Genomic DNA, 20,554 nt, shown 5'->3' with positions numbered 1-20,554 from the left:
AGGCGTGGACGCGGCGGTAGCGCCTCTGTCGGCCTGTTCTGCTGCCCCGCCGCGCCAAGGCTCCGTAGAGTGAGGCCATCGGGAGCGGCGAGGATCCAGGGGCGGGCGTGGACGACGACAGTGTGGACAGAAGACTCCGGGAACTGGCGAAAGCCTCCCCCAACTTCGGCCGCCTGTACGAGTATCAGGCGCTGCTCGCCATCTACGGTTCCCAGGCCGAGCTGACCGTCCTGACCAACCCGAACGCCGCCTACGTCAGCGCCGGGCAGTTCGGCGAGGTGCTGGCCGAGGAGTTCGTCACCCGCACGGGCACGCGTGTCTCGGGCACCCGTCAGATCGACCGCATCGAGGCGCTCACCCGGGCGGACGTCCTCGGCGGCTGGAGCCGCGACGCCTTCCACCAGCTCCGCCGGGGCCGCAACGAGGCCGCGCACCAGCATCTCTTCGACACCACCATGGCCCTGGAGGCCCTCAAGCTGTGCTGGCAGCTGGGCGACCTCTTCGACCGGGCCATGGGCGGCACCCGCGCCGTGACCGCCTTCGTCCCGCCCACGCTCCCCGCCCCGACTCCGGAGACCGACCCCGAGGAGATCGCGGAGCTGCGCGAGGCGCTGGCGGGGCATCAGCGCACCCTCGCCCAGTCCCGCGTGAAGCTCTCGGAGGTCGGCGACCGCCTGGAGGCCGAGCGCCGGGCCCGCGCGGAGGCCGAGCGCATCATCGCCAACGCGGAGCAGGCCAAGGCCTCGTACGCCGCCCAGCTCGACGAACTGCGCGCCAAGATCACCGATCTGCGCGCGGCACACCAGCAGCGGTACGACCGTGAGCGGCTCAGGCCCCGCCCCGTCGCCACCGCCACCCGCGACATCATCGTGGAGCGGGCCCAGCGCCCCGCCCCGCTCAACGAGGTGCAGGCCCGCGAGAAGATCGACGCGATGCTCACCGGCGCCGGCTGGCACGTCCAGGACAAGGCCGACGCCAACCCGCTGGCGGGCACGGGCGTGGCGGTGCGGGAGTTCACCCTCGCCACCGGCCGCGCCGACTACGTCCTCTACGTCGACGGAAGGATCGCCGGCGTCATCGAGGCCAAGCGCGAGGGAACCCCGCTCGCCGGGGCTCTCGCGCAGAACGAGCGGTACGCGGCGGGCGTACTCAAAGAGCACGCGATGGCCGTGTGGCGTCGCGACGAGCCCTTCGCCTTCCGCTACGCCACGACCGGCATCGAGACCTACTTTCTCAACCGCACCGATCCGGACGCCCGCTCACGCGAGGTCTTCGCCTTCCACCGCCCCGAGACCCTCGCGGCGTGGATGCGGTACGCCGACGAGCACCCGGACGCTCCGACCTTCCGCGCCGCCCTGCGCACCGCGATGCCGCTGCTGGAGACCCACGGTCTGCGGATGGCCCAGGTCGAGGCGATCACCGGCCTGGAGAGCTCGCTCGCCGCCGACCGGCCGCGCGCCCTGATCCAGATGGCCACCGGGGCCGGGAAGACCTTCACGGCCGTCACCGAGACCTACCGCCTGCTCCGCCACGCCGGGGCCCGCCGGATCCTGTTCCTCGTCGACCGCAACAACCTCGGCCGCCAGGCCCGCGCGGAGTTCGACAAGTACCGCACCCCGGACGAGAACCGGAAGCTCACCGACCTCTACAACGTCGACATGCTGGGCCGCGGCGGCCTCCAGGAGACCTCTTCCGTCGTCATCTCGACGGTCCAGCGCATGTACGCCCTCCTCAAGGGTGACCCCCTGGACGACTCCCCGGCGGCTGAGGACCAGGAGGACAAGAGGTCCTCACCCCTCAACAACGCCTACGTGACGGACAAGCCGATCACGGTCGGGTACAACCCGGACGTCCCCGTCGAGTCCTTCGACGTCATCGTCGTCGACGAGTGCCACCGCTCCATCTACGGCCTGTGGCGGGGCGTCCTGGACTACTTCGACGCCCACCTCGTCGGCCTCACCGCCACGCCCACCCGGCAGACCAAGGGCTTCTTCGACCACAACGAGGTCTCCCGCTACACCTTCCAGCAGGCCGTCGCCGACGGCGTCAACGTCGACTTCGACGTCGTACGGGTCAAGACCGACCTGCGGGACGAGGGCGCCGTCGCGACCATCGAGGCCGGTACCACGGTCCGCATCCGCGACCGGGAGACCCGCGACCAGCGCTACGAGGAACTCGACGAGGACTTCACCTACACCGCCCCGCAGATCGGCCGCACGGTCATCACCGAGGACGAGGTCCGCGCCGTCCTGACCCTCTACCGGGACAACTGGCGGCGCTGGTTCCCGGGCCGCGCCGACCTCCCGAAGACCCTGGTCTTCGCCGGGCCCTACGACGACCACGCCGACGAGGTCCTCAAGCAGGCCAAGGAGGTCTTCGGCCGGGGCGACGAGTTCGCCAAGAAGATCACCTACCGGTCCCGGGACAACGGCGACGACCCGGAGGCCCTGATCAACGACCTCCGCAACTCGCCCCGGCTGCGGATCGCCGTCACCGTCGACATGATCGCCACCGGCACGGACGTGAAGCCGCTGGAGTGCGTGATCTTCCTGCGGTCGGTGAAGAGCCCCGTCATGTTCGAGCAGATGAAGGGCAGAGGGGCCCGTTCCATCGACGCGGACGAGCTGAAGGCGGTCACCCCGGAGGCGGCGGCCGACCTCAGGAAGGACCGTTTCGTCGTCATCGACGCGGTCGGCGTCACCGACTCCCCGCTCGTCGACGCCCGCCCGCTGATTCCGGCCGGCGCCCAGCGCGGCATCCCCCTCGCCAAGCTCCTCGACAAGGCCGGCACCCGTTCCCTGACCGCCGACGAGGCGGAGACCCTGGCCCGCCGCCTGGCCCGCATCGACCGCCAGCTCGGCACGGAGGAACGGTCCCTCATCGCCGAGGCGTCCGGCGGTACGAGCCTGGCCGACCTGGCCCGCCGCATCACCGACGCGGTGGACGTCGACACCCAGGACCAGGCCCGGCACGAGGGCGGCCCCGAGCAGGCCCGGCAACTCGTCCACGACGCGATCGCCCCGCTCACCGCCCGCCCCGAACTGCGCAAGCTGATCCTGGAGATCCGCCACCAGCAGGATCTCACCTACGACGAGACGACCGAGGTGAAGATCACCGAGCTGCGCGAGATCCCCAGGGAGGAGCGCGCGGCCAAGGAACTCGCCGACTGGAACTCACTGCTGGAGAAGGAGCAGCGGGACCAGAACGCCGCGATCCAGGTCGCCCTCGGCAGCGGGGTCCGGCTCGCGCCGAGCGAGGCGAGGGCCGCCCTGCGCGAACTGGCCGGCCGTATCCGCGCGACGAACCGTTCCTGGACGACGGGTGTCCTGTGGGACCACTACACAGAGCTCGGCAGGGCCACGGCCGGCCCCGGCAAGGAAGCGGGGCTGGGCGACCTCATCCGGATCATCCGCTTCGAGCTCGGCGCGGACGACGAGCTGACGCCGTACCGTACGGTGGTCGAGGAGCGCTTCGAGGGCTGGCTGCTCCGGCAGCGGCAGGCGGGCGTGCTGTTCACCGAGGACCAGCTGTGGTGGCTGGAGCGCATAAAGAACGCCATCGCGGCCGACGTCGGTATGGAGCCCGGTGAGTTCTCCGTGGCCCCGTTCTCGGAGCGGGGTGGTGGTCGGGGGTTCATGAAGGCCTTCGGCGACAAGGACCGGGCGTTGGAACTGTTGGATGAGCTGAATCAGGAACTGGCTTGAGCGAGAGCGGTGACGTGGACGGGGAGAGGGATCTTCCGGCGGGGTGGGTTTGGAGCACGTTGGAGGACCTCCTGGCGTGTGAGCCACGTGCCATAACGGATGGCCCGTTCGGCTCCAACCTGAAATCCGCTCACTATACGGATAGCGGTGCGCGCGTCCTCCGGCTTCAGAACATCGGTGACGGCCAGTTCCGAGATGAGCGGGCCTATATCAATCTTGCCCACTTCGAGAGTCTTCGGGCTCACGAAGCCGCTGAGGGAGATCTGCTTCTCGCATCGCTGGGGGAGACGCTGCCTCGTGTAGCGATCCTTCCGAAACTAGATGAGCCGGCCATCGTCAAGGCGGACGTGATTCGGGCGAGACTGCACCCTGCGGTGGTGACCAAGTGGGTCTACTATGCGCTGCGCGCGCCGCAGACGCAGGTTCGTACAAGTGCGCTGATCAAGGGCGTGGGTAGGCCCCGTCTGGGGCTGGCGGCGATGCGGTCGATCCCTGTTCCCGTGCCCCCGCTCGCAGAGCAGTGGCGGATCGTTGAGATGTTGGAAGAGCAGTTGTCGCGCTTGGACGCCGCTGTCGTCAGTGTCGAAGCCAGTTCTCGGCGTGTGCGAGGACTGAGGGCGGCGGCCCTGTCGGCAGCGCTGGAGAGCGTCGGCGATTCGCCCGTCAGGCGGCTCGCTGATGTTCTGAAAGAGCCGCTGCGCAATGGGCATTCGGCGAAGGCGACCACAGACCCGGGCGGGATTCGCACACTCAACCTGACAGCCGTTACACAGGGAGACTTCAGCGACGAGAACACGAAGCTGACGGTCGCCGACCCGCATCGAGTGCGTGACTTGTGGCTGACCAGGGGGGACATTCTCGTCCAGAGGTCGAATACACCAGACCTGGTCGGAACAGCCGCTATGTATGCCGGGGATAACGGGTGGGCCATTTTTCCGGACTTGCTGATCCGTGTTCGAGTATGCGAGGGCGTTCTCCCCGAGTACGCGACTCTGGTTCTACAGAGTCGCGATGGGCGTTCGTACTTCAAGTCTCGTGCTAAAGGGCTCGCCGGTTCCATGCCGAAAATCGATCAATCGGCGATTGAAAACTTCCGAATCCCCGTTCCGTCCCTGGACGCTCAGAAGCGGGTCGTCGCTGAAGTGCAGGAGCAGTTCGACCGAGTCTCCCGTCTCTCTGCGGAGCTGGACCGTGCGAGGAAGCGGTCGGACGGGCTTCGTCGCGCACTCCTGCGCACCGCCTTCAACGGATGCCTGGTGCCGCAGGATTCAAAAGACGAGCCAGCCCCCCGGCTGCTCGCCCGCATCGCAGCCGAGCGCGCCGCGCAACCCAAGCCCAAGCGGGCCCGTAAGACCGCGGCCAAGCCGCCCGCTCAGCGCGTCGCCGATGTGACCGCCCCTGAACCGACCACTGCCCCCGCCCTCGCCGTACAGCAGGAGTTCGAGCTGTGACCGCCGCCCCCGTAGAAGCCCAGCAGCCCGAGCCCGCCAAGACGGCGCAGGCCGTCGCCCAGACGAACACCCTCGTCGCCAAGCTCTGGAACTACTGCAACGTCCTCCGCGACAACGGCATGTCCACCATCGAGTACGTCGAGCAGCTCTCCTACCTGCTCTTCCTCAAGATGGTCGACGAGAGCGAGAACGACCCGTGGGAGGGGCGCGACATGAGCGCCGTCGTCCCTGCCGAGTACAACTGGAAGTCCCTCGTAGGCAAGCGCGGCGTCGAGCTGGAGAAGCACTACCGAGCCGTCCTCGAAAACCTGGGCAGCCGTCCCGAGACCACCATCGGGACGATCTTCGACGAGGCCCAGAACCGCATCACCAAGCCTGCCCTCCTCGAAAAGCTCGTCGTCGAGCTGATCGGCCGCGAAGACTGGGCGATGACCGGCGTCGACCTCAAGGGCGACGCCTACGAGGGCCTCCTGAACAAGGGTGCCTCGGACACCAAGACCGGCGCCGGTCAGTACTTCACCCCCCGCCCGCTCATCGACGCCATGGTCGACGTCATGCGCCCCGGGCCGGAGGACACCATCACCGACCCCGCCTGCGGTACTGGCGGCTTCCTGATCGCCGCCCACGCCTACATCCGCGAACACCACATGGGCACCATGTCGCTCGACGAGCGGAAGGCGTACGACGAGGGCCGCAAGATCTGGGGCAACGAACTCGTCACCGGCACCGCCCGCCTCGCCGCGATGAACATGCTGCTCCACGGCATCGGTACCAGCGACGGGCCGAGCCTGATCACCGTCGGAGACGCCCTCGCCGACAAGCCCAGCGGCAAGCACGCGACGCTCGTCCTCGCGAACCCGCCCTTCGGACGCAAGTCCGCGATCACCGTCATCGGTCAGGACGGCGAGGCGAGCAAGCAGGAGACCGAGTACGACCGCGACGACTTCACCGCCACGACCACCAACAAGCAGCTCAACTTCCTCCAGCACATCATGTCGCTCACGGCCGTCGGCGGACGCGCTGCCGTCGTCCTGCCCGACAACATCCTCTTCGAAGGCGGCGCGGGTGAGAAGATCCGCCGCAAGCTGCTCGACGAGTTCGACCTCCACACCATCCTGCGGCTGCCCACGGGCATCTTCTACGCGGACGGCGTCAAGGCCAACGTCCTCTTCTTCGACAAGAAGGCCCCCCGCGCAGACGGCAAGCCCCACACCTCCGAAACGTGGGTGTACGACTTCCGCACGGGCCAGCACTTCACGCTCAAACGGCGCCCGCTCACGCGTGCTCATCTGGACGACTTCGTCGCGGCCTACCGTGCGGGTGAGCCCGTCTCCTCCCGCGTCGAGTCCGAGGACGAGAATGGCCCCTTCAAGAAGTTCACCTACGACGAGCTGCTCGCCATCGACAAGGTCAACCTCGACATCAAGTGGATGAAGGACCCCACCCTCGAGGACGCCGACAGCGGCCTGCCGCCCGAGGTGATCGCCGAGGAGATCGTCCGTGACCTACAGTCCGCCCTGAACGAGTTCACCGCCATCGCCCGCTCCCTGGGCGGCGACGTGGACGTACCGGAGGTCGAGGTCGAGTAGGTGCCGGATCAGCCCCCGGCCGCGTACGGCACGAAGCCGGCCCACGCGGCGGGGGCGAAGGCCAGCCGGGGCCCCTCGACGTCCTTCGAGTCACGGACGTGCACAGTGCCGGGCACGGTGGCGATCTCGACGCAGGAATCGCCCTCAGGGCCGCTGCTGTAGCTGCTCTTGAACCAGTCCAGAGCGATCGTGGCCCTGTTGGGTGCCTCGTGGATCATGTCTCTCCAAGCAGTTTCTCGATGAGGGCGAGTGTCTCCCCGGGCGGAAGAGCCTGCGCCCGGATCGTGCCATACCGAAGATCGAGAATCCGCAGCTGCCTTGGATCAGACGTCGGACGGCCGTTGAACGCGCCGTCAGAGCGGCCCACAGCGGTACCGTCCTCGAACTTCAGTAGTTCGATCCTGCCGCTCATGCCCGGGTGAGCGACGCTGCTCAGCGGCATGACTTGAAGCGCTACGTTGTTCAATCGCCCCACCTCCAGCAGGCGTTCGAACTGCTGCTTCCGTTCCATTGTGCCCCCAACTCGTCGGCGGAGGACCGCCTCCTCGACGACGAAACTCAGGGAAGGCGCCGGTGAACGATCGAAAATGGACAGGCGTGCCATGCGAGCGGCCACCAGGCGATCCACCTCATCGACTGAATACGGGGGTTGCCGGACCTCGAACAGAGCGCGTGCATACGCGGGCGTCTGCAACAACCCCGCGATGCTGCTGCACTCGTAGACTCCGATCTCCACCGCCCGAGCCTCCATCTGCGCGAGATCCCGAACCTTCTTCGGATACCGGACCTTCTTCACGTCCTCCTTCATCGCGGCGATGAGTCCACCGGCGTTCAGCACCTCGTCCGCCATGTCCAGGTACTCGGGCCGGGGGATGCGCTTCCCGCTCTCGATCTTGTACACGAGGTCCTCGCCGTACCCGACGGCCTGGGCGAAGTCACCGACCCGCATCTCGGCGGCTTCCCGGCGGAGCCTCAACTGGCGGCCCACCGTGGTGATCACGGCCAGCGCCCAGTCGTCGTCCTGGTCCACCTCCCAGCCGGGCTCGTCCGTCTCGGTCCCGGCCTGCGCCGCCTCGTCGCTCACCGACATGCGTGCCCCTCCGTAGTGCCGAACCCTGCGCTGGGGGAGCCGTGTCTACAGTCCGGACAGCGTTGGACAAGCGTTGGACCGTGGCTCTACGTAACAGGGCAATCACTCGTCACGGTACGTCCGAGCCGCCACGCTGAGTGACGTGAATCAGGAAACTCAGGAAGTCGAGTGCACGGGCCGCGACTTCTCCATGCTGCTGTCGTCCACTCCGCGCGGCGCCCGCCTCGCACGCCTGCTCACGGTGAACGCGCTGCGGAACTGGGGCATGCCCGACGAGGCGGCGAGCCACGTCGTCGCCGAGCTGGCGGCCAACGCGGCCACCCACGGCCGGCTCCCCGGACGCAGCTTCCGCCTCACGCTCCTGGTCGTCGGTGACACGCTCCGCATCGAGGTCACCGACACGCGTGGTGACCGGATGCCCGTGCCGCAAGTGCCCGAGGCGGCGGGTGAGTCGGGGCGGGGCCTGCTGCTCGTCGAGGCGCTGGCCGACCGCTGGGGCGTCGTCGAGGGGCGGTTCCCGCACAAGACCGTCTGGGCGGAACTGCGCTACGCGCCACCGGAACCCGAATCCTCGCGCTCCGGTCTCGGTGGCGGCTGATGACCAAGGAACTTCGTGTCCTTGACTTCCCGGGTCCAGTCAGCCTGCCGGGGCGGGCCCATGAAGTCGTCGGTCACTGGCCGGGTTCCGCCTTGGCGGCAGCGCGGCGGATGCGTCCGGCTTCCTCGATCATCGCCTTCGCGCGGGTGTAGTCGGGTTCCTGTGCCGCGTCGTCCTCCAGCCGGTGGACGCGCGCCTCCAGCGCGGAATCGCGGCTAAGGGCGTACTCGCCCCACCAGCGGGCCATGAAGGCGGGGACGGGGGCCAGGTCGTAGGCGTCGGCGATGTCGCGGCGCCAGTGCCGGTCGAAGTCGACGAGGAGCTGCGGCGCGTGCTGCGCGATGGCGGCCCGCAGTGCCTTCGGGGTCCGCTCGGGCATGGAGGGGACGGACGATCCGCTGTTCGGGGATGCGGTGGTCATGAGGAGCGGTCTCTTCCTTCGGCGGCCGGTCAGGCGGCGGCGCGGAGCACGGACGGCTCGGCTGCCTCCGTGTATCGCAGGTCCTCGGCACTCATGCGTCCGAGGCTTGCACACGAGCAGCACATCCCACATTCAATCCCGGGAGGACGCACTCCCGTACGCCTGCCTCTGTGTCATCGTGTGCCGGAACCCGCTTCCCCGCGCTCCGGTGCCGTCGGCGACTGAAAGACAAAAGACTCGGGAGAAAGCAACCCACCAAACCCGACCCTTCCGTCCGTGACCGCGCAACCTCGGGGGCTCACTCGGGCGGGTGAACATCTCCTGTCCAGCTGGATTTCCGGACGCCGGAGGCCCGACGCTCAGGGCAACGCACCACCAGGACCAAAGACCGAGACTGCAGACATGAGACGGCCCCCGCCGGGACGGCAATCCCAAAGCGAGGGCCTGACCACAGAGGAAGAAGCGCTTCCCAATGGCTGTCCAGAACCCTAACGTGCCCCCGCGCGCCCACGCCCGTCCCACGGGCGACAAACACCCGAACCGGCGCCCCGGCACGGCCCCGTACCCGGGTGGGTTGCAGCACCACAACACCCGCCACACCACCCGCTTCACAGTGATCGGCAACCACCTCGCCCAGCACCGCGAGCTCTCCCTGCTGGCCATCGGTCTCGGTACGCACCTCCAGTCGCTGCCGAAGGGCGCCCGCGCCGACATCAAGAGCCTCGCCGGCCGGTTCCCCGAAGGCACGACCCGTATCGCCGCCGCCCTGCGCGAGCTGGAGGCGCACGGTTACCTGCGCCGCGACCGCCACCGCACGCCCTCCGGCCGCATCGTCACCCGTACGACCTCGTGCAACCAGCCCGCTGCGCCTGGGCGTGCTGTCGAGGACCACCCCGTGCCACCCGTGCCGGCGGCTGCTCCGAGGGCGCCGCAGTGTCCCGAGCCGCCCGCCGCCCCCGAGAGCCGCCGTGATTCCCGCGAGCCTCGTCCGCCACGCAGGGCGCTGCCCGACGTACCCCGCCCGGCGTGTCCCGCCCCCGCCGCGCTCCAGGACGCCGTCGACCTCCTCTCCGGCCTCCGGCGCCACGATCCCCACCTGCTGCTCTCCGCCGCCGACACGGCGCATCTCGCCCCGGGCGTCGTCGCGTGGCTGGAGCGCGAGGTCAGCCCGGCCGCCGTACGCCACGCGCTCATCACCGACCTGCCGGCCGAGGGCCTGCGTCGCCCCGCCGCGTTCTTCGCCCAACGGCTCACCGCCCAGCTGCCACCCCCGCCCCCGTTCCGCGCGTCCGCGGACCCCGCGCCCGTACGGCACCCCGTACGGAACTGCGACGGCTGCGACCGGGGCTTCCGCGCCGCCGAACCGGGCCTCTGCCGCGAGTGCCGAGCGAAAGCCACCACAGCCGTCGCGTCTGTCGTGCCGTGGCCGTAGGTCTGAGACATCGGCCGTGTTGTCCGGCCCCCTGCCCGTACGGGTGCCGTGTGCGCCATGATGGAGATGGCCCAAGCACCCTGCCTCATCCTTCGAACATCCCGGGGCCGAGAGTAGAAGGACGCTCTGATATGAAACTCGACGTCAGTGCTGACCAGCACAGACTGCTGAGCCTGTGCGCCTTGCGGATCGGTGACGCCACCCTGGACTGGAGCCTGCTCGCCCGCAGCGCCCAGAGCCCCGAGGGCCTGGCCGCCCTCCTGGACGGGCAACTGCGCGAGGACTCGCGCGCCGCCACCAGGAACCGGCCCAAGCTGCAGCAAGGGCTGGCCACCGGCCTCGACGCCGCTCGCGCCCGCGTGGACGAGGAGCTGGCAGCGGCCGACAGGGTCGGTGCCCGTCTGGTCACCGTCCTCGACGAGGACTACCCCGCGAACCTGCGCATGATCGGCAACCTCCCGCCGTTCCTCTTCCACCTCGGCGAACTCGACCGGCGTGACGCCCGCTCCATCGCCGTCGTCGGCACCCGTGAAGCCTCCGAGGAGGGCACCCGCCGGGCTGCCCGGATGGCACGTGAGCTCGTCGAGCACGACGTCGTGATCGCCAGCGGCCTCGCCAAGGGCATCGATGCCGCTGCCCATCAGGCCACCCTCGACGCGGGCGGACGGACCTTCGCCGTCATGGGCACCGGCATCGCCGCGCCCCTCTACCCGGCGGAGAACCGGCCGCTCGCCAAGGCGATCCTCACGGCCGGTGGAGCGCTGCTGAGCCAGTTCTGGCCCACCAGTCCCCCGGCGAGGTACACCTTTCCTCGCCGCAACGTCGTGACGAGCGGTACCACCCTGGGCAGCGTCGTCATCGAGGCCTCCAGTACGTCCGGTGCCAAGATGCAGGCCCGTCTGGCCGCGGAGCACGGCAAGCTCGTCTTCCTGATCCGGTCCCTCACGGACAGTCAGCTCTGGGCCAGGAAGATGATCGAGGAGCACCGGGCGATCCTGGTCACCGCGTCCAGCGACATCACGGGCCGCCTCGCTCAGGCTGCCGACATCCAGCGCGCCGGACAGCAGCGCCAGCAGCTGGCTCTGGTCGGCCTGTGACCGTAGGTCTTCCCGATCCCGCAGGCTTCCCCGGCTGTCCGGTGTGCGCCTACGTCCTCACGGGCACCGCCCGGCTGTGTTCGGACTGCGCCGGGCGCACGCTCCAGCCCATCGCCGACTCCCACTGCCCGGTCTGTTCCCAGGCCGTCGCGTCCGACAGCCGATGTGTCAATCGCCTGTGCGCGTTACCCGAGGCGCAGCGGGGATTCTCACGTGTCGACGCGGTGGCCGTGTACTCAGGAGACCTGCGCGACAAGATCCGCAAGCTGAAGTACGAGGGGAGAAGCGGCTGGGCGATGATCTTCGGACGTCTCCTCGTCGGTTGGATGGAGAGCCACGCCGAGCAGATGAGCGGCGTCGACCACGTCATCGGCAACCCCACCCACGCCGGTCGGCAGCCGATCCAGCACATCGAAGCGATCATGGACGCCGCGTACGCCGAAGACGCCACCCGCAGATTCCCTCTCAGTCCGCCGGGCGCACACCGCTTGGTCAAGGGAGCCGAGACGCCCCGGTCCGCGACCCGGAGCCTGAGCGAGAAGCGTGCGGCTGCGACCACCCACGCAGCCGCTCTGAGCTGGACCGGGGACAAGAGCGACATCAGGGGAGCCACGGTCCTGCTCGTCGACGACGTGTTCACCAGCGGTTCGCAGCTCCAGCAGGTCGCGCTCCGGCTCCGGGCGACCGGAGCCGCCGACGTACGCGGTCTCGTCCTGGCCCGCGTCCCCTGGAGCGGGTGAACGACGGCATTGGGCCGTGCGTCACCCTTCGCCACGAGGCGGACCGCTCTGACGACCGGGAGCCGCATCGCTCCCGCACTTCGCTGAAGCCACGGCTTCGTAGCGGCCCGATCCGGAAACACGGGGAGCGGATTCGGTCACCTTTGCCCGAACAACGCTCACCGGCTTGACCGACCCCCCGTCGTCTCCGGAAGGGTGCTCACAAAGATCGTGGCGAAGAGTGAGCACGGGGTCGCAGATGGCTGTTTCCGCACCGCATACGCGTCAGTTCGAGGCGTTCCAGACCAACCTGTCCTACGCACGCCGCATGGTGAAGACGGGAGGGATGCTGACGCCGTTCCGGTCACCCACGATCGACATCGACGACTTCTACCGGGCGGCCTGGGTCCAGGCCGTCGCCGCGATCGACCACTGGCTGCACGAGGAAGTACTGCGAAGGGTGGCCGAGCTGACGGCCAGGGACAGTCCCGAGATGCCCCCGCAACTGCGCCGCTACGAACTGCCGCTGCACCGCGTCGAGGCGGTACGGCGGGGCGAGGTCGATCTCTCCGAGGCCGTCGTGGAGCATCTGCGCGAGAAACTCGCCGTGCAGGCGCTCCAGCACCCCGGGAAGATCTCCGAGGTGCTCAAGCTCGTCACCGAGAGGAAGGTCTGGTACGAGGCCGCGGGCTGTATCAACGAGCACTTCTTCCAGGGGCGGACCACGTTCAACGAGAAGACGCTCCGCAGCCGCTACCTGGAGATCACGCAGCGCAGGAACCGCATCGCCCACGACGCCGACCTGGTGGACGGCGACCTCAAGAAGCGCCGGTCCATCGACGCGAACGAGGTGACGGACGCCATCGACTGGATCGAGCGCATCGCCCTTGCCATCGCACATGTGCTCGACGGAAAGAAGTGACTTCACCGGGCGGTGACCCGTGGCCCCGACTTCGGACGGGGGCGTGACCGGGAGGCCGAAGCCGGCGCGAGAAGGATGCTTCGGTGTCGTGGTGATCGGCGGAGGTCAGTTGCCCGGTCCGCCCGAGGGGGCGCCGCTGGGCGGTGCGCCGGTCGGGGCTCCGCTCGGCGGACCGCCGCCCTCCGGGGCGCCGCCACCGTCGCCGGGGGCGTTGCCGCCGGTGGGTTCGGTGCTGGTGTCGATGGGGACGGTCAGCTTCGCCGTGTAGCCGGCCCGCACCGATCCGCTCATGGCCGCCAGTTGATGGACGCCGCCGTCGTCGCCGAAGACGTTGTCCGTCTTGAGGGTGAGCTTGGCCAGGTTGTCGACGGAGGACTCGTACCCGTCGGTGGCGAAGACGGTTTCGCAGTCGCTCTTGGGAAGGGCCAGCTGGGAGGTCGACAGCCGCTTGTCGTAGTCGGTGATGGAGTCCAGGTCGGGGTAGACCTCGAAGTGGATGTGGGGCCAGCGGCCCGGATAGCAGGCGGGGAAGATGCTGACGAACTTCACCCGGCCGTCGTCGTCGGCGACCTGGACGCCGCGCAGGTAGTTCTCGTCCTCGATCCCGCTGGAGTACAGGGAGTAGTTGCCGTCCCGGTCGCACTGCCAGGCGTAGACGGCGGCTCCGGCGAGCGGTCGGCCGTCCTCGACGATGTCCAGCAGGGTGAACTCGAAGGTGAGGGGGACGCCCGGCGCGGTGGTGGTCGAGTCGCCGAAGCTGGAGCGGATGTCCTGGCGGACGATGCCGTCCTGGTCCAGGACCTGGACCCCGTTGGTGCCGTCCGCGGGGTAGGGGCCGTTGGTCTCGTCCGGAATCTCGGTGAGGTCGGACGAGGAAGAGGACGACGCGGAGGCGGTGGCCTTCCCCGAGGCGCTGCCGCCCGATCCGCACGCCGCGAGTGCGGCCATGCCGCCGACGCCGCCCAGGAAGGACAGGGCCCGCCTGCGCGAGACGAGCGTGCCGAGGTCGAACCCCAGCCCCTGGTCGACGACCTCCTCCTCGGGGTGGGGGAGCAGACGTCCCTGGTAGGTGGGGCCGTCGGGGGTCTCGTTGGCTTTTGGCTTGCGCATGGAGGCGAGCCTGGCAACCCAACCCGTGAACCGGCTCGGCGCCGACTGTGTGCGGGCTGTGAAGTACGGGGCCGACGGTGGTGAGGGTCTCCCTCGTGCGGCCGGGGAAGAAATCGACCATGAGAAGAAGCGTTCATGAAAGCGCTGCAAGGTTGTCAAGATCGCGACGAATACGCGCAGTTGCGCTCCGCGTGCGGTCATTCCGGCCCCTGGCCGTGCTCGTGCGCCGGCGCGACACTCCGGCCACGGCACTGCTGGCAGGGGCACTTCTGGTGGTGCTGCTGCCCAACGCGTCCGACGCCGGTACCGGGGCGCCGGGCCGCGGACCCTCCCTCGGCACCGTCTCCGCACGGGCCGACACGGTCACCGGCGGCGACGTGCTCCTCCGGGTCGGCGTCCCGGACGGCGTGGACCCCGGGCGGGTCCGGGTCGCCCGGGACGGCGTGGACGTGACCGGCGCCTTCTCGGCACCGGACGGCAACCCGCGCACCCTCACGGGTCTGGTCACCGGACTGCGCACCGGCGCGAACCGGATCACGGCCGCCGTCGCGGGGGCGCACACCAGGCCGGCGTCCCTGCGGGTGACGAACCACCCCTCGACCGGCCCCGTGATCAGCGGACCGCACGAGCAGCCCTTCGCCTGCTCCACCGAGGACTTCGAACTCGTCGACGGCTCGACCCTCGGCGCCCCCCTCGACCGGGACTGCTCGATCCGCACCCGCGTCGACTACGCGTACCGGTCGACGGACGGCTCGGTGAAGCCACTCGCAGATCCGGCGGCCGAGCCCGCCGACCTGGCCACGACCACCACCACCGCCGGGCGGCGCGTGCCCTTCCTCATCCGCGTCGAGACCGGCACCCTGAACCGCGCCGTCTACCAGATCTCCATGCTGGCGGACCCGGCCGCACCGGCGCCGGACCGCGACAGCCGCAGCCCGGGCTGGAACGACCGGCTGATCTACACCTTCGGCGGTGGCTGCCGCGGCGGCTGGTACACGCAGGGCTCCGGCACCGGCGGGGTCCTGGACACCGAGATGCTCGGCCGCGGCTACGCCGTCGCGTCGTCGTCGCTCAACGTCTTCGGTAACAACTGCAACGACCTGCTGGCCTCCGAGACCACGATGATGGTCAAGGAGCACTTCGCCGAACGCTACGGAGCGCCGCGGTTCACCATCGGCTGGGGCTGCTCGGGAGGCTCGTACCAGAGCCACCAGATCGCCGACAACTACCCCGGCCTGCTCGACGGGATCATCGTCGGGTGCAGCTTCCCGGACGTCACCTCGGCCACGAACCTCACCCTTCTCGACTCCCGGCTGCTGGACCACTACTTCACCCGGACCGACGGCTCCGCCACCACCCCGCGACCGTTCACGCGCGAACAGCAACGCGCCGTCTCCGGGTTCCGGGAGCACGCGAGCATCGCCAACCTCAGCGACGGCGCCAAACGCCTCGACCCCGACGCGGAGTTCCCGGCCAACCTCCCCGCGGACCAGCGCTACGACGCCCGGACCAACCCCGGCGGTGCGCGCGGCACGGTCTTCGACCACACGGTGAACGTGTACGGCACCGACCCGCGCACCGGAGCCGCGCTGCGCCCCCTGGACAACGTCGGCGTGCAGTACGGTCTCGACGCCCTCAACGCGGGAGAGATCGGCAAGGCGCAGTTCATCGACCTCAACACCCGGATCGGAGGCATCGACCGCGACGCCGGCTTCACCGCCGGCCGGGTGCACGCGGACGCCTCGGCGACGAGCGCGGCCTACCGCACGGGCCGCGTCCTGTGGGGCGGCGGCGGTCTCGCCAGCACGCCGATCATCGACCACCGCTCCTACACGGACGACCTGCCCGGCGGCGACATCCACATGGCCGTACACGGGTTCTCGACCCGGGCCCGGCTGATCGCGGCGAACGGAACCGCCGCCAACCAGGTCATGCTGGAGGAGGACAACCGGTACGGCTTCAGTCTGCGCAGCCCCGCGCTGCGGCACGCGCTGACGGAGATGGACGCCTGGCTGACCTCGCTCACCGAGGACGGCCGGGCGGAGTGGACGACGGGGGCCGCGCGGCCCTCCGCACGCGAGGTGATCGCCCGCAAACCGGCCGCTCTGACCGACGCCTGCTGGACCCGGGACGCCGAGCCCCGCAAGATCGAGCAGCGGCTGGACCAGGACAACCGGGGGGAGTGCGGCGCGCTCTACCCGGCGTACGAGACCCCGCGCCTCGCGGCCGGCGCACCACTCGCGGACGACGTGATCGCCTGCCGACTGCGGCCGCTCGACCCGGAGGACTACGCGGTCGACTTCACCCGGGCCGAGCTGCGCGCCCTGCGTGCCGCGTTCCCCTCGGGCGTCTGCGACTGGAGCCGGCCGGGGCGCGAGCAGCGGGCGCCCGCCGGCCCCTGGCAGGCCCTGCCCGGCCACGCGCACCGGCCCTGACCCCGGACCTCGCCGGCCGCCGGGCTCGACCGGCACCGAGCGGCGGGACCACTTCGCCCGGAAGTGGTCCCGCTCGTCGCATCCGGACCCTTTGCGCAGGGGAGGCGGCCCGCCCGCTCCCCGGTACTCATAGGGTGGAGCCCATGACGGAACTGCCCGGCCGGCGTCTGCTGCTGGTGCACGCGCACCCGGACGACGAGTCGATCAACAATGGCGTCACCATGGCCCGGTACGCGGCCGAGGGCGCGCACGTGACGCTGGTGACCTGCACCCTCGGAGAGCGGGGCGAGGTCATCCCGCCCGAGCTGGCCCATCTGTCCGGCGCCGCTCTCGGCGGCCACCGCAGGGGTGAGCTGGCGGAGGCGATGCGCGCGCTCGGCGTCGGCGACTTCCGGCTGCTGGGCGGGCCCGGGCGGTTCTCCGACTCGGGGATGATGGGCCTGGGCGACAACGACGACCCCGGCTGTCTCTGGCAGGCCGACGTCGACGCGGCCGCGGCGCTCCTCGTCGACGTGATCCGCGAGGTCCGGCCCCAGGTGCTCGTCACCTACGACCCCGACGGCGGTTACGGCCACCCCGACCACATCCAGGCCCACCGCGTCGCCATGCGCGCGGTGGAGCTGGCGGCCGAGGCCGGGTGCCCGGTCGCCAAGGTCTACTGGAACCGCGTGCCGCGCTCCTGGGCCGACGCCGCCTTCGCCCGGCTCCGGGACGAGCTGCCGGGGCTGCCGTTCGAGAAGGCGGCCGGTGTCGAGGACGTGCCGGGTGTCGTCGACGACGAGCGGATCACGACCGAGATCCACGGCGAGGGCACCCCGTACGCCGCCGCCAAGGCCGCCGCGATGCGGGCCCACGCCACGCAGGTCACGGTCGCCGAACCGTACTTCGTCCTCTCCAACGACCTGGCCCAGCCGATCATCACCACCGAGTACTACGAACTGGTGCGCGGTGAGCGGGGCGGAGGCGGCGGGCGTGAGCATGATCTCTTCGCCGGGATCGGCGGGGGCGACGCGACCGAGGAGGCGCCGTGAGCAAGCGCAACGAGCCGGCGGTCACCTCCGCTCTGGCCCAGCCCCTGCGTCCGCCCTCGCCCGGCCGGGCCGCCCTGTACGTGGGGCTCTTCGTGCTCGGCGCCGTCGTCGGGGTCGCGGGTGCGCTGCTGCAACCGGCGTGGTTCCCCGGCGGACTGCTCCTCGCGCTGGCCGCCGAGGCGGGCCTGTGCGTCGGCGCGGGCCGTGCCGTGGGGCGCCGGGGTGGAGCCGTCGCGCCCGCCGCAGGCTGGGCGCTCGCGGTGGTGCTGCTCACCACCAGCCGTCCGGAGGGCGACTTCCTCTTCGCCGCCGGCAGCGGCTCCTATCTCTTCCTGCTCGGCGGGATCGCCGTCGCTGTGATCTGCGCCACCCTCGCGCCGGTTCGGCAACCGGACGGCGGCCCTGCCCGACTTCGCAAGTGACGTACCGCTTCGCCGTGCCACGCGCGTGCGAGTCCCGTGTGGGTTTCCCCGGCGGTCAGGGGATACACGCGAGAAGTGGCCAGTATGGTGGTGCGCGCCGCCGAGCCGCCCGCTTTGAAGGTGTGACGGGCGGCGGAGCCAACCGGGAGAACCTGCCTTGAGTCGTGAAACTGACAGTCCGTCCTCCGGGCCCCACGGGCGCGGCGGAGCCGCATACCCCTCGGGCACCCCGCCCTACGGGACACCCACGGCTTCCGACGCCGGTGCCGACGCGGGCCGTTCGGCCGCGCGACCGGAGGAGCGCAAGACCGAGACGACGCTGACGACCCGTATCCGGATCAACATCCCGGGTTCGCGGCCCATTCCGCCGGTCGTCGTGCGCAAGCCCGTCGGGGACGCCGAGGGCGCCGCCGACGACGGCCGGGAGACGAAGGGTGCCGAGCGGCCCGACACGGCGCCGAGCGCCGCCGCGCCCGCGGCCGCCCCCGCCCCCGAGGTCCCGGCCGAGCCCGCGGCGCCCGCCGGGGACAAGCCGACCAGCGACTGGTTCGCGCCCCGCAAGTCCGGGCCGGGCAAGGGCACTCAGGGCGGCGGCGCCACCAACGGCGCCGGTCTGCCCGGTGGTTCGGGCCCCGCGTCCGGTGCTCCCGGCACCGGCGGCCCCGCGTCCGGTGCCGGTGCGCGGCCGGGCGGCGGGAGTGGCCGTCCCGGTGGCGTCGTCGGCTCCATGAACGCGCCCGGCGGTTCCCGGCCCGGCTCCGGCGCCGGGTCCACCAACGGCGCGGGCCTGCCCGGCGCGACCGGCGGACCGGTGGCTCCCGGTCACGGCGGCGGCACCGGGTCCTTCGACGTGACCGAGGCGCTGGCGGCGGGGCCGCTCGGCAACGGCTCCCGGCCGAGCGGCGGCAGCGGTGCCGAGCCGCGCCGCGACGATCTGCCGTACTTCTCGGGCGACGGGCCGGACGCGCAGGGCCCCGGCCCGAACGGGCAGAACGGTCCCGGCGGCCAGTCCCCGTACGGCGACACCCGCGGCCCGGCAGGCCCCACCGGCGGCCCGGTCACCGGCGACAGCCGGCTGTCGCCGCCCCCTGCGGAGGACTTCGCCGCCCCCGGACCGCGCGGTCCCGGCGCCCCGCAGGGCCCCGGCCGGGACGCCGCCCGCCCCGGCCCCGGCGGCGGCCTCAGCGACGACACCGCGATCCTCACCCCGCAGAAGCAGGTCTCCGAGCCCGGCGCCCCCGGCTACGGCAACCCGGACAACATCTCCGGCAACACCGTCACCAGCGGCATCCCCGTCGTACCGGGAGACCACAACGCGCCCTTCCCGCCCGGCCCGTCCGGCGACGGACCGCTCGCGCACACGCCGCCCAAGCTGCCCGAGCCGGTCTCCACGCCCCCGGCGAGCTCCGCCAAGCCCGCCAAGAAGAAGGGGCGCGGCAAGCTCCCGCTGCTCGTCGGCGGCCTGGTCGTCGTCGCCGGTGTCACCTACGGCGCCGGCCTGCTGATGAACCGCTCCGACGTCCCCAAGGGCACCACCGTGCTCGGCATCGACATCGGCGGCAGCACCCGGGACGACGCCGTCGAGAAGCTGGACAAGGCGCTCGCCGACCGCGCGGGCAAGCCGCTCAAGCTCACGGTGGACGGCGAGACCGTCTCCCTGAAGCCGGACCAGGCGGGCCTCCAGTTCGACACGCAGGCCACCGCCAGCGCCGCGGCGACGAGCGACTACAACCCGATGTCCGTGATCGGCTCGCTCTTCGGGCAGAAGCGGGTGGTCGAACCGTCCATGCCCGTCGACGAGGAGAAGCTGCACGCCGCCCTGGCGGACGCGGCCGGCGGAGCCGGATCGGTCACCGAGGGCACGGTCGAGTTCAAGCCGGGCAAGGCCGTCCCGGTGTACGGCAAGGCGGGCAAGGGCATCGACGTCGACAAGTCGACCGAGGCCGTGCAGGCGGCGTACCGCACCCAGGTGGAGACCGGCAACGCCGCCGCGGTGAACGTCCCGACGACCGAGCAGCAGCCGACGGTCCCCAAGGCCGAGGTCGACCGGATGCTGAAGGAGTTCGCCCAGCCGGCGATGGCCGCGCAGGTGACCGTCCAGACCGACGCCGCGCACTCCGTTCCGATGAGCCCGGAGAAGTCCCTCTGGAAGTTCCTCGGGGTCACGGCCGTCGACGGCAAGCTGGTCGACAAGCCCGACCTGAACGCCCTCAAGGAGCTGTACGGCCAGGCGTTCGACGGCGTGCTCATCACCCGCGGGAACGGCGAGAAGACGCCGGTCACCCCCGAGGACGTCTACGGCGCCCTGCGCGAGGCCCTGAAGAGCAAGACCGACCGCGTAGCCGTCATCGACACCAACCCCAGCTGACGCCGGACGACGAGAGGGGCGCCCGGCACCCGCCGGGCGCCCCTCCCGCGCGTACGCTGCCCCGGGGGAGCCGGTCGGACACAGTCGCGCCCCGCACGCACAGGACCTCGCGGGGCGGCACGGGTGGGCGCGGCGGCACCCCGCAAGCGCCGGGCCGCGCGACCC

16 protein-coding genes are annotated in these 20,554 nt (G+C 70.7%); 12 read left to right on the top strand and 4 right to left on the bottom strand.

What is annotated here, in order from left to right; all coding sequences use genetic code 11:
- Positions 1-107 precede the first annotated feature (107 nt).
- From IG94_RS44030 to IG94_RS0109410, 3 genes are read left to right on the top strand one after another with little or no spacing between them, the layout of a single operon-like run.
- Positions 108-3,704 carry a type I restriction endonuclease subunit R gene (locus IG94_RS44030; RefSeq protein WP_282916615.1) on the top strand — a complete coding sequence of 1,199 codons (3,597 nt, stop codon included), beginning with the start codon at positions 108-110 and terminating at the stop codon, positions 3,702-3,704.
- Positions 3,701-5,155 (top strand): restriction endonuclease subunit S, encoded by a 1,455-nt coding sequence (locus IG94_RS0109415; protein WP_031033326.1) that lies wholly within the window; start codon positions 3,701-3,703, stop codon positions 5,153-5,155. The genes IG94_RS44030 and IG94_RS0109415 overlap by 4 nt, the downstream gene beginning before the upstream one ends.
- Positions 5,152-6,744, top strand: coding sequence for a type I restriction-modification system subunit M (locus IG94_RS0109410; protein WP_052410608.1), 1,593 nt, complete (start codon positions 5,152-5,154; stop codon positions 6,742-6,744). Before IG94_RS0109415 ends, IG94_RS0109410 begins: the two co-directional genes overlap by 4 nt.
- Before the next feature lie 8 nt (positions 6,745-6,752).
- On the opposite strand, the gene IG94_RS0109405 is transcribed toward IG94_RS0109410, so the two are convergent.
- Positions 6,753-6,962 (bottom strand): DUF397 domain-containing protein, encoded by a 210-nt coding sequence (locus tag IG94_RS0109405; RefSeq protein ID WP_031033323.1) that lies wholly within the window; start codon positions 6,960-6,962, stop codon positions 6,753-6,755.
- Positions 6,959-7,834 carry a helix-turn-helix domain-containing protein gene (locus IG94_RS0109400; RefSeq protein ID WP_031033322.1) on the bottom strand — a complete coding sequence of 292 codons (876 nt, stop codon included), beginning with the start codon at positions 7,832-7,834 and terminating at the stop codon, positions 6,959-6,961. The genes IG94_RS0109405 and IG94_RS0109400 overlap by 4 nt, the downstream gene beginning before the upstream one ends.
- Positions 7,835-7,976: 142 nt before the next feature.
- Here IG94_RS0109400 and IG94_RS0109395 point away from each other — a divergent pair, with 142 nt between their 5' ends.
- A complete protein-coding gene (locus IG94_RS0109395) occupies positions 7,977-8,432 on the top strand; it encodes an ATP-binding protein (protein WP_031033321.1) in 456 nt (151 codons plus the stop codon).
- A 73-nt stretch (positions 8,433-8,505) separates the two neighbouring features.
- Here IG94_RS0109395 and IG94_RS0109390 read toward each other — a convergent pair whose 3' ends face one another.
- Complete coding sequence (locus IG94_RS0109390; RefSeq protein ID WP_031033319.1) at positions 8,506-8,853, bottom strand: hypothetical protein; 348 nt, start codon at positions 8,851-8,853, stop codon at positions 8,506-8,508.
- A gap of 472 nt (positions 8,854-9,325) precedes the next feature.
- Here IG94_RS0109390 and IG94_RS0109385 point away from each other — a divergent pair, with 472 nt between their 5' ends.
- The 4 genes from IG94_RS0109385 to IG94_RS0109370 all read left to right on the top strand — a co-directional run bounded on the left by IG94_RS0109385 (position 9,326) and on the right by IG94_RS0109370 (position 13,023).
- A complete protein-coding gene (locus IG94_RS0109385; RefSeq protein ID WP_031033318.1) occupies positions 9,326-10,285 on the top strand; it encodes a hypothetical protein in 960 nt (319 codons plus the stop codon).
- Positions 10,286-10,416: 131 nt separating this feature from the next.
- On the top strand, positions 10,417-11,382 hold the full coding sequence (locus IG94_RS0109380; RefSeq protein ID WP_043483252.1) for a DNA-processing protein DprA: 966 nt from the start codon (positions 10,417-10,419) through the stop codon (positions 11,380-11,382).
- A 230-nt stretch (positions 11,383-11,612) separates the two neighbouring features.
- Positions 11,613-12,122 (top strand): ComF family protein, encoded by a 510-nt coding sequence (locus IG94_RS43375; RefSeq protein WP_224326263.1) that lies wholly within the window; start codon positions 11,613-11,615, stop codon positions 12,120-12,122.
- A 238-nt stretch (positions 12,123-12,360) separates the two neighbouring features.
- A complete protein-coding gene (locus tag IG94_RS0109370) occupies positions 12,361-13,023 on the top strand; it encodes a hypothetical protein (RefSeq protein ID WP_031033314.1) in 663 nt (220 codons plus the stop codon).
- A 105-nt stretch (positions 13,024-13,128) separates the two neighbouring features.
- Here IG94_RS0109370 and IG94_RS0109365 read toward each other — a convergent pair whose 3' ends face one another.
- The gene (locus IG94_RS0109365; protein ID WP_031033313.1) at positions 13,129-14,133 is read right to left on the bottom strand and encodes an intradiol ring-cleavage dioxygenase; all 1,005 of its coding nucleotides are present in this window, start codon (positions 14,131-14,133) and stop codon (positions 13,129-13,131) included.
- A gap of 191 nt (positions 14,134-14,324) precedes the next feature.
- Here IG94_RS0109365 and IG94_RS0109360 point away from each other — a divergent pair, with 191 nt between their 5' ends.
- The 4 genes from IG94_RS0109360 to IG94_RS41580 all read left to right on the top strand — a co-directional run bounded on the left by IG94_RS0109360 (position 14,325) and on the right by IG94_RS41580 (position 20,389).
- Positions 14,325-16,568: a DUF6351 family protein gene (locus tag IG94_RS0109360; RefSeq protein ID WP_224326257.1), complete on the top strand. Its 2,244-nt coding sequence runs from the start codon at positions 14,325-14,327 to the stop codon at positions 16,566-16,568.
- 143 nt (positions 16,569-16,711) lie between these two features.
- Positions 16,712-17,599 carry an N-acetyl-1-D-myo-inositol-2-amino-2-deoxy-alpha-D-glucopyranoside deacetylase gene (gene mshB, locus IG94_RS0109355; RefSeq protein ID WP_031033308.1) on the top strand — a complete coding sequence of 296 codons (888 nt, stop codon included), beginning with the start codon at positions 16,712-16,714 and terminating at the stop codon, positions 17,597-17,599.
- Positions 17,596-18,021: a DUF6113 family protein gene (locus tag IG94_RS43095; RefSeq protein WP_031033306.1), complete on the top strand. Its 426-nt coding sequence runs from the start codon at positions 17,596-17,598 to the stop codon at positions 18,019-18,021. The genes mshB and IG94_RS43095 overlap by 4 nt, the downstream gene beginning before the upstream one ends.
- Positions 18,022-18,178: 157 nt before the next feature.
- Positions 18,179-20,389 carry a hypothetical protein gene (locus tag IG94_RS41580; protein ID WP_031033305.1) on the top strand — a complete coding sequence of 737 codons (2,211 nt, stop codon included), beginning with the start codon at positions 18,179-18,181 and terminating at the stop codon, positions 20,387-20,389.
- Positions 20,390-20,554 lie beyond the last annotated feature (165 nt).

The organism is Streptomyces olivaceus (assembly GCF_000721235.1).
Classification (GTDB): domain Bacteria; phylum Actinomycetota; class Actinomycetes; order Streptomycetales; family Streptomycetaceae; genus Streptomyces; species Streptomyces olivaceus.
This window is presented reverse-complemented; position numbering and strand designations above follow the sequence as displayed.